Annotated in this window: 9 protein-coding genes; 2 read left to right on the top strand and 7 right to left on the bottom strand. The window is 40.5% G+C overall.

What is annotated here, in order from left to right:
- Positions 1-331 precede the first annotated feature (331 nt).
- The 3 genes from CRN97_RS05040 to CRN97_RS05050 form a co-directional block, all read right to left on the bottom strand.
- Positions 332-1993, bottom strand: coding sequence for a sensor histidine kinase (locus CRN97_RS05040; protein ID WP_074788799.1), 1662 nt, complete (start codon positions 1991-1993; stop codon positions 332-334).
- A 14-nt stretch (positions 1994-2007) separates the two neighbouring features.
- Positions 2008-2679 (bottom strand): response regulator transcription factor, encoded by a 672-nt coding sequence (locus CRN97_RS05045; protein WP_074788798.1) that lies wholly within the window; start codon positions 2677-2679, stop codon positions 2008-2010.
- An 83-nt stretch (positions 2680-2762) separates the two neighbouring features.
- Positions 2763-3113: a hypothetical protein gene (locus tag CRN97_RS05050; RefSeq protein WP_074788797.1), complete on the bottom strand. Its 351-nt coding sequence runs from the start codon at positions 3111-3113 to the stop codon at positions 2763-2765.
- 201 nt (positions 3114-3314) lie between these two features.
- Between CRN97_RS05050 and CRN97_RS05055 the strand changes: the two genes are divergently transcribed.
- A complete protein-coding gene (locus tag CRN97_RS05055) occupies positions 3315-3695 on the top strand; it encodes a response regulator (protein WP_074788796.1) in 381 nt (126 codons plus the stop codon).
- Between the two features lie 3 nt (positions 3696-3698).
- Entirely contained in the window at positions 3699-4580 is an 882-nt protein-coding gene (locus CRN97_RS05060) for a chemotaxis protein CheX (protein WP_074788795.1), read from the top strand.
- Positions 4581-4756: 176 nt separating this feature from the next.
- Here the strand turns inward: CRN97_RS05060 and thrC are convergent, their stop codons facing one another.
- From thrC to CRN97_RS05080, 4 genes are all read right to left on the bottom strand, one after another.
- A complete protein-coding gene (gene thrC / locus CRN97_RS05065; RefSeq protein WP_074788794.1) occupies positions 4757-6247 on the bottom strand; it encodes a threonine synthase in 1491 nt (496 codons plus the stop codon).
- 105 nt (positions 6248-6352) lie between these two features.
- Positions 6353-9178: an ABC transporter permease gene (locus tag CRN97_RS05070; RefSeq protein WP_097076092.1), complete on the bottom strand. Its 2826-nt coding sequence runs from the start codon at positions 9176-9178 to the stop codon at positions 6353-6355.
- Between the two features lie 26 nt (positions 9179-9204).
- Positions 9205-9906 carry an ABC transporter ATP-binding protein gene (locus CRN97_RS05075; RefSeq protein WP_074788792.1) on the bottom strand — a complete coding sequence of 234 codons (702 nt, stop codon included), beginning with the start codon at positions 9904-9906 and terminating at the stop codon, positions 9205-9207.
- Between the two features lie 1159 nt (positions 9907-11065).
- Complete coding sequence (locus tag CRN97_RS05080; RefSeq protein WP_097076093.1) at positions 11066-12760, bottom strand: phospho-sugar mutase; 1695 nt, start codon at positions 12758-12760, stop codon at positions 11066-11068.
- Position 12761 lies beyond the last annotated feature (1 nt).

The following is a 12761-nucleotide window of genomic DNA, read 5'->3' on the forward strand; positions in this document are numbered from 1 at the left end:
TGTTTCAAGTGACCACTGCTGCCGCCGTCCTAGCGGCAGCTGCCAATTCATATCAAATATCTCTTTTTATTTTTCTAAGTTCACTCCAAAGCAAATAGTAATAAATACAAAGCTAGCTTAAGACTGATGATTACTAAGTGTAGTGTTTGTCCGTCTCCACCCATACCTTACCGATAGAATTGTAAAACTTTGTAAGAACACCTACTAATAAATATGGGCGACTACACATTTAGATAATCCAAAATCTGTGACGTACTGGCGGGGAGTTGTAAGCCGTCCCCCAGCCCGGTGGCCTGTACTTTATTTACGATGCACCTGTGGATGGTGGCCCCTACTCCTCTTCGGCGAAGGGGTCGATTTTGATTTCGAACCAGAAGGTGGCGCCTTGGCCGGTGATGGATGAGACGCCATATTTGGCACCGTGGAGTTCCAGTACGTTCTTTACGATGGATAAGCCAAGTCCGGTGCCTTGAAGGGCTCGTTTGTGGGTTGTCTTGTCTTTGTAGTATCGGTCCCATACGTATGGGATGTCTTCCTGCTTTACACCATCGCCAGTGTCCACTACTTCGATGCGAAGTGTGTTGCCGATGACCTTTTGAATGACGGTGACCTTTTTGTCTTCGCCGGTGTAGTTGATGGCGTTGTTTACCAAATTGTAAAGAACCTGGTACATCTTCTGCTCGTCTGCATATACGTTGATTTCGTCGTCATATACAAAGTCTATGGTGTAGCCCTCTACTTCGCGAAGCTTGTTGTAACGCTCCAGGACATGACGAATGCTTTCTGTAAAGTTGTATTCCTCTGGCTGAATAGAAATGGTGCCAGCCTTTAGTTTTGAAATGTCCAGCATGTCATTTACAAGACCTGTTAGGCGCTCTGTCTCGTCGATGATAACCTGTACATTCTCTGGTGTGTTCTCGCCAGGGATGTCTCTCATAACCTCAGCGTATCCTTTTATCATAGTAAGAGGAGTTCTAAGATCGTGGGATACGTTGGCGATAAGCTCCTTTTGAAGGCTGTCGGCCTTTCCCAATTCTGTAGCCGCATAATTCAGAGTATTAGAAAGCTCGGCTACCTCCATGTAATCGTTGGCATTGAATTTTACACTGTAGTCTCCTGCTGCAAGCTTCTTGGCACTGTCATTTAGCTTGATGATAGAGCGAGATGTGCTCTTTGCTGTAGCTGCTGCAAGAATGAAAGCAATTATGATAATGATAACAGTGATAATTCGAAGCTGTGCTTTAAGTGTAGTAACTGTAGCGTCGACAGGTGTTAACACTGAGTTAATCATGACAACTTCTTCCTGCCCATCCACTTCGATTATGCGAACATAGATAACAGACTCAGCCATTTCATTACCAATGTTTTGTCTGAACTGCTCCTGCATCATTTCTTTTTCCTGAGGGATTGTGTATTCGATTTTTCCCTCGCCCTGACCAGATTGTTCCTCTGCTGTTTCATCCGCACTATCTGGAGCATTTTCCAGGATATTTTCAGGCTGTTCCCCGTCAGATTCCGGTGTAGCTTCAGATTCTCCATCTACACCCTCTGGCAGTTCCATGCCCGTTCCTTGATTAAGGTTTTCCCTGATGCTTCGCTGCATTTCGCTACCTTTAAACTCAATAACAGCCTCGCCACCATTAGCAACAGCCTCATCGTAAAAGAGACTGAACATAAAATGTGGCAATGAAGACATCTGGGAATTTGAAATATATTCCGCATTATAAAGAGAGTTGCCCTCTGAATCTGTAATAAATACACCCAGGTTGTAGCTTGCTGCAAGCTGGTCAATTTCAGATGCAGGATCATCAGATTCATGAAGAAGCACCTCTACCTTATCAAGAACATTTTCTGTTTCCTTTTGCTTTATCATTTTGTAGAAATCATTCAGATAGACAATCTGAAAAAACCATAGTACTCCTAAAAGTACTATGGCAAAAATCAAGAATATACAAAAGGTTTTCCATTTAATACTAATTTGACTTTTTTTCAATGAGTCCTCCACAATTAAGCCTCGAATCTGTAACCTACTCCTCTAAGTGTAACAAGCAGGCGACGATACTCACCTAGACTGTTTCTAAGTAGCTTTATGTGTGTGTCCAGTGTGCGGTCATCACCATAGTAGTCATAACCCCAAACTTCTGTAATAAGACGCTCACGTTCAAGTGCTATGTTTTTATTACGAACCAGATAAAACAGAAGCTCATATTCCTTTGGCGACATATCTACACGCTCACCATCAATAGAAACTGTTCTGGCAGTAAAGTTGATTTCCAGGCCTTCGTAACGGAAGATATCTACCGCACCTTCATCAGACTTGCTTCGGCTTGTAACAACATTCACACGCATCATAAGTTCCTTTGGTGAGAATGGCTTTACAACATAATCATCAACACCTGCTTCAAAACCGTGGATTCTATCATATTCCTCGCCTCTTGCTGAAAGCATGATAACTGGAATATCCTTTATCTTTTTGATTTCACTGCAAGCTGAGAATCCATCAAGCTCAGGCATCATAACATCCATGATGATAACATCATAATCGCTATTTGCCTTGACCTTTTCTATGGCATCCATTCCATCGCATGCCTCTGCTATTTCGTATCCTTCAAACTCACCGTACTTACGGATAAGCGAACGAATCTTTTCTTCGTCATCTACCACCAAAATCTTTTTCATACTGACCTCCTATAGCTAACCCAGCTTAGATTATTATATAATCCCCCCTAAATGTGAATTCTAAGTGACGATATTAGAATTTTTTACTGAATATATGTCTTCTTTGCTTTACGGATAAAGTATGAGAAAACACACCATACTACAACAAAAGCAATGAGAAATCCTACATTTACTGCATGAGGAAACTTTACGTAACCAGTGTCATTAAGCAATCCCTGAATTCCAAACACAATACAAAGTGCTCCAAAAATAGCTGACTTTGGCATCAAATACTTTGAAAGCCCCTTGATATCCGCACACTTTGCAAGCTCCTCTGCTGTGATCATCATCGGATCAACGATTCCAGCTTTAAGGCTTTTGATACTAACGAACACAAGATATACGCCCAAAACCCCAACAGCAATGTCAAATATTTTCATAAAACCAATATCCATTTTTAATCCTCCAATAAATTATTCTCGCCTATTATTATATAGATTATTTATTCTGTTTTCTATAACAAACAGGCCATTTATTATCTTCAAAAGTTTTCCCTCAATTCCTTGAAAATTAACAAAAATATCAGATAAATCCATTTGAATAAAACCTATTCTTATTGTATTATTATTCTATACTGTGCAGGAGGGATAAGACATATGGATATTACAGGCAAAAAGATTTTAATATGCGATGATTCAGTCCTTGCTAGAAAACAACTCATGGATGCAGTTAAAGAAGTCAGCACAGGTGCTACTTTTATTGAGGGGAAAAACGGAGCAGAGGCTGTAAATTTGTACAAATCAGAAAAACCTGATTTAGTTTTTATGGACATCGTAATGCCAGAAAAAGATGGCAATACTGCTCTATCTGAAATCAGAGAATTCGACAATGATGCAATCATCATTATCGTATCTTCCGTTGGTACTCAGGACCAGCTCAAAAAAGCAATTCAGCTCGGCGCAAAGGACTTTATTCAGAAGCCTTTTGAAAACAATCAGATTAAAGAGATAATCGAGCTTCGACTTGGAGGAAAATAGTCTATGTACACACAATTCTTGGGTAATTATTTGCTTCAAAAAGGAATTGTAAATCAAGAGCAGCTTTTCAATGCAATGTCTCGTCTTTCACAAACACATATAAAGCTTGGTACAATTGCCATTCACGAGGGTTTCATGACCGCAAAAGAAGTGGATGAATGCTTATATGTGCAAACTCGTGAAGACAGACGCTTTGGTGAAATAGCTGTTAATAGAGGATATCTTACAGATGATCAGGTAAATGATTTACTTACAAGACAGACTCCTGATTTTATTTTACTTGGCCAAAATCTTGTTGAAGATGGAATTTTTTCTTACGAAGAGTTAGAGCGTATTCTTTTCGATTATAAAAATGAAACTGAAATATATGATTTAAGTCTAGATGTTGAAAATGAAGAAGCTGTTCACGCCATCATTTCCAATTTCTTTGTTCTTGCAGAAATGCCTGTAAGTGAAGAAAACGTTATGTATTTGGAGCTAATGTTCAACAGCTTAATTAGATTTGTTGGAGAGGACTTTTCTCCTCTCACTCCTATGGTACTTGATGAATTTCCTGTCACATTTGGTGTTTCACAGAAAATATCCAGTGACAGAGAGTTTCTTACACATATTGATTGCGACAGGGAAACAGCCATTGCATTTGCTTCCCGCTACGCAAAAGAAGACTTTGGAGACTTCGATGAGTACGTTGTTGCAGCCCTTGAGGACTTCCTCAACCTCCACAATGGACTCTTCATAGTAAACATTTCCAACGCCTTATCAAAAGACATATCACTTGCTCCACCAGAAATCACCGCCGACGGTGTACTCTACGGAGCCAACAAATGCGTAGACTTTCCAGTCGCCTACCCATTTGGAACCATACACCTTATCATATGCTTTTAGTCTAAGAGAGCTACCCGTAGCCCGCTGGTTACGGTCTCAAGCCTGAGATATTACTTCCGTCGACTAGAACGTCTCCTGAAGCAACACTCAGAGCTTTATACCTACCAGCTCACTTAAACACATAATAAAAGCCAACCTGCAAATGGGTTGGCTCTTTTTACGGCTTTTTACGATTATTAGATTCCGAGGAAACGTTTTACCTCTGCACACATGTCCGCTACTTCTACGACGGTGTCGTGACGAACCTCTGCTGAGCGAATCTCTTCGATGGCATTAGGTACTGCAACCTTTCCAAGCTCTGAAAGCTTGTCTACGAGTACAAAATCTTCCTCGCTTTCATATGCTGAGTCGATTGCACCCATGACAGCACGTGTAAACTTGAATGGGCTGGCTGTTGAAGCAATGACTGTAACCTTGTCATCCTGTGTGTCAGCCTTGAATTTGTTATATACACATGATGCAACACCAGTGTGTGTATCAATGATATAGCCTGTCTTGTCATAAAGATTCTTGATGGTCTCACCTGTCTCTTCTTCTGAAGCGTAGTTTCCATAGAAGCTTTCAAGCTTAGCCTTCATATCTGAAGTAATCTCGTATTTACCAGTTGTCTTAAGAGACTCCATAAGTTCAGAATTCTTTTCAGCATCATCGCCAGCAATGTGATAGATTAATCTCTCAAGGTTGCTAGAGATAAGGATATCCATTGATGGAGAGTTTGTAAGAATGAACTCTCTGTTTTTGTCGTATTCTCCTGTAGTGAAGAAATCGTAAAGGACCTTGTTTTCATTTGATGCGCAAACAAGCTTATCAATAGGAAGTCCCATGTTCTTTGCATAATATGCAGCAAGGATATTTCCAAAGTTTCCAGTAGGAACAACTACATTGATTGTCTCACCTGACTGTACCTTTCCCTCTGAAAGAAGTTTTGCGTATGCGTATACATAGTAAGCAATCTGTGGAACCAAACGGCCAATGTTGATTGAGTTTGCAGATGAGAACTGGAAGCCTGCTGCATCAAGCTCTTTCTCAAGAGCCTTGTCGTTGAACATCTGCTTAACACCTGTCTGAGCCTGATCGAAGTTACCCTTGATACCAACAACATGAGTGTTAGCACCCTTCTGAGTAACCATCTGGCGTTCCTGGATTGCTGATACACCATTCTTTGGATAGAATACAACGATTCTAGTGCCCTCTACATCCGCAAAGCCTGCAAGAGCTGCCTTTCCTGTATCACCAGATGTAGCTGTAAGAATTACGATATCGTTCTTGATATTATTTTTACGAGCGGAAGTAATCATAAGATGTGGCAAGATTGAAAGTGCCATATCTTTAAATGCAATTGTTGAACCATGGAAAAGCTCCAAATAGTATGCTCCATCAGCATAAACAAGTGGTGCAATTTCCTCTGTATCGAATTTGCTATCATAAGCGCTATTTATACAATGCTTAAGCTCGTCCTCTGTAAAATCTGTAAGGAAAAGCTTCAACACTTCATAAGCAACCTCCTGATATGTCATTTCAGAAAGCTTCTCAAGTGAAACATCTAGAGCTGGAATGGATGTAGGTACATATAAGCCTCCATCATCAGCCAAACCCTTTAAAATAGCCTGTGAAGCTGTAATCTGCTGCTTTGATGCATCTCTTGTGCTAACGTAATTGATTCCCATGATTATTCCTCTCTAACTATATTTTTGTTTAACTATTCAGCTAGTACCAAACAGTTACACATACTGTAGCACAGTAAAGCATTAAATGCTAGTAATTTCTGTAAATTACTCTACGGCTTTCAGAGATTCTGTCATGCTTATTTCATCAAGCTTTTTGCCCATTAAAAGATTAATAATAAATGTAAATAATACCGTTAGAACAAAGGCCAATATGTAACTAAATGCAGTGACTCTAACATCAAAGGTAATCAGATCAACAACTATCTCACTCATAACAAAAGCATGGAGAAACTTACCTAAAACAAGTCCCACTGCTGCTCCCATTATCGCCAGGAGTATATTTTCTCTAAATACATATGCACTTGTCTCTTCCTTATAAAAGCCAAGCACCTTTACTGTGGCAATTTCTCTTACACGCTCCGCAATGTTAATGTTAGTCAAATTGTAAACAACAACTGCTGCAAGAGCCATAGCACTTCCTATTACAAGATAAACTATGATGTTCAAGCTCTTCATCATACTGTCTACTCGATCCAAGGTATCAATAGTAGCGGAAACCACAGAAATGCTCTTATTATTCATAAGCTCAGCTCCAACTGAGTGGGCATCCTCATCCTCTTTGATGTTCAAGTACACATTCTTCTTTTCTGGAAGTGTGCCGATGTTTGTTTCATATCCGCTTGTTGTCAAATATACATAGTTGTATATGAAGTTTTCATTTATGGCTGCCACCTTGAAAGTGGTAGCGTTCATAGAATCGGATGATATGGTTACTTTATCTCCAATTTTAATTCCATAACGCTCGCTTAAGCCTTTATTGACAATGATTTCATCATCTTTTAAATCTGCAAATACGATATGCTCATCTGAGCCATCATGCATATCATAGAAGTAGTCAATATTCGCATCATTATCATATACATTTAAATAAACATTCTTGGTATGCTTTCCAGCCTTCAAATCTACCGAAGTGTGATAATAAAGTAAATAATCATCTACCGTATATCCCATATTTTCAAGAGGAGCAACTGTATCTTTAGCACCGTCTTTTAGGGTGATATCCATATCGTACTTAGATATATTTGTAAACTGATTTACAGCAATGTCTGCAATAGAATCGTAAATACCAAATCCTGCCACAAGTAGAGCTGTACATCCGCCAATTCCAAGAACCATCATAAAAAGTCTTCCTTTGTAACGGAAAATGTTTCGAAGGCTAACCTTCTTTAAAAACTTAAGCCTGTTCCAGAACCATGGCAAATACTCTAAGAATATACGCTTGCCTGCCTTTGGAGCCTTTGGACGCATAAGTGATGCAGCCATTTCTCCCATTTCGTATCTGCAGGAAATAAAGGTAACTCCAACAGAGCATACAAAAGCCACTACAAAGCTAATTAAAAGCATGGTAGGACTATAGTAATATGTTATTTCTGATGTGTTGTACATCATCTTGTAGGCAAACCAAATGGCCTTTGGGAACGCAATAGTTCCAGCTATAAAGCCTAATGCAGTACCTATAAATGCAGCTGAACCAGAATAAAATACAAACTTCCCCATGATGCTTCCGTTGCTATATCCTAAAGCCTTTAAAACACCAATTTGGGTTCGCTGGTCCTCAACCATTCTGTTCATGGTGGTCATGAATACAAGCGCCGCAACCAAGAAGAAGAAAACCGGAAATACGTTAGCTATAGCTCCTACAATTGTAGAATCACTTTCAAAACAAACATATCCCACATTGCTGTCTCGCATTAAAAGATATGTATTTGCTTCCTCAATATCTTCGATTTCAGCTTCTGCATCTGCTATCTCAGCCTCAGCATCAGCAATCTTTGTATTGTATTCCTCCAGCCCCTCTTCGTATTCTGCAAGTCCATCATTATATTCTGCAAGTCCATTTGCATACTCCGTCTTTGCTGTTTCAAGCCCCACCTGAAGTGTATAAAGCTGTACGCTAAGCTCTCCTGCAGCTGCCTGCTGGTTTGGATCAAGAAGCAGCATATCAAGCATCGCTTTCAGCTGACTTTCCTGAGCCTCATATTCTTCTATCTGAGCTTTCGCCGAATCTAATTGCTTCTTTGCGCTATCAAGCTCTTCTTTGGCATCAGCCAATTCTGTTGCCCCATCTGCTTTGCTGGTTTCAAACTCTTCCTTAGCATCATTCAGCTCATTATACGCATCTGCTATTATTCGATCATATCTATTATCAGCAGCCTCATCCAAAGCAGCCTGGACCTCATCCTCTTTTTCATCAATAAGGTCCTTATATTCATCAGAATAGATTTCCAAGTCGCTATCAAGCTTCACATAAATATCGGTGTAATACTCTACATCAAATCCACCTTTATTAATGTAAATGAAGCCATCCAACACACCACTTCCAAGAGTAGTGCCACCTCGTTCATACTGGATATATAGTGGTGATTTTACTGTACCAACAATTGTGTACTGGCTGTATTTAAAGTTTTCTCTATCCTCTTTTTCATTATTGCTGGATATTTTTATTGTATTTCCGATAGTGGATTCATCAAACAAATATGAATCTACAAGACACTCATCATCGCTCTCTGGCAATCTGCCTGACTCCAATACTATGGTATTTACGTTAGTTGGAATGCTAATAGCTTTAATGGCATGTGATGAATCTGCATAGTCAGCCAACACATCAAAGGAAACGGAACCTTCTACGTCCCTTGCACTGACATTCTCTGCCACATACTCTACATCTTCCTCTTCAAATCCCAATGTTGATATCAATCTATAGTCATAAAAGCTGGTATCCTTAAAGTACTGTTGCATAGCCTGACGCATAGCAGGATCCGTTACCTTCAGTCCCGAAAAGAATCCAACACCAAGGGCAATGATAAGAACAAGAGCGATATATCGACCTATGGTCTCTTTTATTTCTCTAAAACTTGATTTTGCTAGCATTTATCTTCTCCAAAACAAAATAACCACTAGTAAACTATCTCATCCACACTCTTAGGATGCTCATTCAAAGTAATGTCCACAACCGTGCCTGATTTAACAGAAATAACTCTATCCGCCATTCCCGTGAGAGCATGATTATGAGTAATTACCACAACTGTTTTGCCCTTCTTCTTGCAAGTATCCTGCAAAAGCTTTAGAACCGCTCTACCTGTAGCATCATCCAAGGCACCAGTTGGTTCGTCACAAAGCAGTAGCTTAGGATTCTTTGCAAGGGCACGAGCTATTGCAACTCGCTGTTGTTCACCACCGGAAAGCTGAGCTGGGAAGTTATTCATTCTATCAGCAAGCCCTACCTGAGTCAGAATTTCCTCTGCTGGAATTGGATCACTACAAATCTGAGCAGCCAACTCCACATTTTCCTTAGCTGTAAGATTTCCAACCAGGTTGTAGAACTGAAAAACAAATCCCACATCATATCTACGATAGCTAGTCAGTTCCCTAGGAGAATAGCCAGACACGTCCCTATCAGCCAGATAAACACCTCCCGATGTAAGAGTGTCCATTCCTCCCAGGATATTCAAAATCGTAGTCTTACCTGCGCCGGAAGCCCCTACAATAATGCAGAACTCTCCTTCTTCTATTTCAAAATTAACATCGTGGAGAGCCTCTATCTTCACCTCTCCAGTCTTATATATTTTTCCAACATTCTTAAACTCTACAAAACTCATGAAAATACCTCCGCCTATAACACAAAATGGTGGCTAGCAATTTAATAGTATCACATAAGTGTGACGCAATAGCGAAAAGTAGTGTAAGGATGCTGTATAAAATGCACTTTGTTTCAACCTGCTAGACACATAATATCTGCCAAGTTATGTCAGTCAAGGGCAAGCCTTTGGAGCTTCGCTCCCTTGACTTCATAACTTTTGGCAGATAAATGTTAGTCAAGCAGGTTTGAAACTGGGACTGTGGCGAAGCCACCAGTGCTAAGGGAGTCGGGAGGACACGCGGGCTTTCCAAATCTTTAATTCGGCGTGTCTGTTTTGTAGGTCTCAGACACGCGCTTTGACCATACCTTCAATTCCGCGTGTCAATTTCTGGCTGCTCAAACACGCCGTTTTTCTATTTCTTTATTTGGGCGTGCTTTTTCTTCGCCTATGAGACACGCGGGTTCACTCTTTTTCAATTTTCGCATGCTTTTTGCCCTTCCAAGAGACACGCCATTTCACCGTTTTCTCTTTTTCGCGTGCTTTTTACGCTTCCATGAGACACGCAAATTCGTGTTTTTTTCATTTCCGCGTGTCTGCTATACTTCCTTCGGACACGAAGATTTGAGATATCCTGATTTCTTCGTGTCGCCAGTTTGCCTCTCAAACACGTAAATTCTACAATTCTCTTATTCTTCGTGTCGAAAATCTCTTCTTCTGACACGTAAATTAAAACATTTGCTCAATCTTCGTGTTTTTTTCACTCTCTCATAGACACGAAGATTTCAACTTTCTCTATGTCTTCGTGTCTATGAGCACTTTTACAGACACGTAGATTTCTGTTTTCCCAGTATCTTCGTGTCTTTTCACTTAAAACCCGACACGAAGATTCATCCCATCGCCAATTTTTCGTGTCCTTCCCCTCCCCTAACGCTGGTGGCTTCGCCACAGTCCTAGTTTCAAACCTGCTTGACTACCCTTTATCTGTGGAAGGCTGGAGTGTCAATAGTGCGAAGCACCCGAAGGGCTTGCTATTGATACTACTGGCTTCCCAGATAAACTGTAGCCAGCAGGTTGAAACCAAAACCTTAGGCTAGCCTACATTTTAAACAGGCCGCAAACAAAAAAGGAACTTAGCCATAAAGCCAAGCTCCCTTTATAAATCCTTATGTAATTGCTGTTATTCTACGGAATTAATAAGAGCGAAGATTTCGTCCTTGATTTGTCCGTTTACTTTAAGTGCGTTCTCTCTACTATCCTGGTTTGAATAGAAGTAGAACTTAATCTTTGGTTCTGTGCCTGATGGGCGAATTGCAAACCATGAGCCATTGTCTAAGAAAAGGCGGATTGCATTCTGTGGTGGGATATCCTCGTATCCATTGATGTAATCAATAACCTTTTCAACCTTTGAACCAGCTACTTCTGTAGGAAGGTTCTCGCGGAACCACTTCATCATACGCTGAATACGCTGTGCACCAGGAATTCCCTCAAGGATGATGTTTGGTTCATCCTCTGCGAAGTAACCATACTTAGCGTAGATTTCCTGAAGAACATCCCAAAGAGTCTTGCCCTGCTTGCGATAGTATGCAGCTGCCTCTGCAACCATCATACCAGCTGAGATACCATCCTTATCGCGAATATCTTCGCAGATAGCGTATCCAACAGACTCCTCATAACCAAAGAGATATTTGTATCCATTCTCGTGAAGATATGGAATCTTTCCGCAAATGTTCTTGAAACCTGTAAGTGTTTCAAACATTTCTACGCCATAAGCCTTTGCCATGATAGTAGAAAGTGTTGATGTAACGATAGACTTAACCATAGCTCCCTTTGCTGGAAGTGTGCCGGCATCCTTGTGTCCCTCAAGAACATAATTTACAAGAAGGTATCCTGTCTGGTTACCGTTAAGAGGTACATAGTTGCCCTCGCTATCACGAATCTCAATAGCAAATCTATCTGCATCAGGATCAGTAGCCATAAGAAGCTCTGCACCAAACTTGCGTCCATACTCCTCAGAAAGCTTGAATGCCTTTGGATCCTCTGGGTTTGGATATCCAACTGTTGTAAAGTTAGGATCTGGGTTCTCCTGCTCTGGGACGATTGTCCAGTTTGAGAAGCCTCTATCGTTAAGCATCTGTCTGAATGGAATTGATCCACATCCGTTAAGTGGTGTGTAAACAAGAGGAATAGAAAGATCAAGCTCATCACCTTCATGAATAGCTAAAGCTTCAATCTTATCAAGGTACTCTCTGTCATATTCAGCACCTAAAACGATGATTTTGCCATCCTTAACACCCTGCTCAAAATCTGATTTCTTGATGCCTGTCCAAATATCTACAGCATTGATGCACTCTGTCATACCATCTGCAATTTCAGATGAAACCTGACATCCATCATCCCAATATGCCTTGTAACCGTTGTATTCTCTAGGGTTGTGGCTAGCTGTGATGTTGATACCTGAAACTGTACCAAGACGTCTAATCATAAATGCAAGCTCTGGTGTAGGTCTAAGATCTGGGAATACATAAACCTTGATTCCATTTGCTGCAAAAATACCAGCTGCAAGCTGAGAAAACTCCTTTGAAAAATGACGTGGGTCGTGTGCAATAACAACACCCTTTTCGCAGGCTTCTTTACCCTTTGAAATGATAAAATCAGCAACACCCTGTGTAGCCTTACCAACAGTAAAGAAGTTCATTCTATTAGTACCTGCGCCAACCTTACCACGAAGTCCAGCTGTACCAAAAGAAAGATCCTGGTAGAATCTATCCTCTATTTCCTTTTCATCTCCAGCGATTCCCTGAAGCTCTGATTTTAATGGATCTGTATCTGAAAGCTTTTCAAGCCATTCATTGTAACGTGCTTTATAATCCATA

It is taken from the genome of Pseudobutyrivibrio ruminis DSM 9787 (assembly GCF_900218035.1).
Lineage (GTDB): Bacteria > Bacillota > Clostridia > Lachnospirales > Lachnospiraceae > Pseudobutyrivibrio > Pseudobutyrivibrio ruminis.

Excerpts from the sequence above, each read along its gene's own strand:
- CRN97_RS05045 (WP_074788798.1), bottom strand. The coding sequence starts at position 2,679 with ATGAAAAAGATTTTGGTGGTAGATGACGAAGAAAAGATTCGTTCGCTT.
- CRN97_RS05050 (WP_074788797.1), bottom strand. The coding sequence starts at position 3,113 with ATGGATATTGGTTTTATGAAAATATTTGACATTGCTGTTGGGGTTTTG.
- CRN97_RS05055 (WP_074788796.1), top strand. The coding sequence starts at position 3,315 with ATGGATATTACAGGCAAAAAGATTTTAATATGCGATGATTCAGTCCTT.
- CRN97_RS05060 (WP_074788795.1), top strand. The coding sequence starts at position 3,699 with ATGTACACACAATTCTTGGGTAATTATTTGCTTCAAAAAGGAATTGTA.
- thrC (WP_074788794.1), bottom strand. The coding sequence starts at position 6,247 with ATGGGAATCAATTACGTTAGCACAAGAGATGCATCAAAGCAGCAGATT.
- CRN97_RS05070 (WP_097076092.1), bottom strand. The coding sequence starts at position 9,178 with ATGCTAGCAAAATCAAGTTTTAGAGAAATAAAAGAGACCATAGGTCGA.
- CRN97_RS05075 (WP_074788792.1), bottom strand. The coding sequence starts at position 9,906 with ATGAGTTTTGTAGAGTTTAAGAATGTTGGAAAAATATATAAGACTGGA.
- CRN97_RS05080 (WP_097076093.1), bottom strand. The coding sequence starts at position 12,760 with ATGGATTATAAAGCACGTTACAATGAATGGCTTGAAAAGCTTTCAGAT.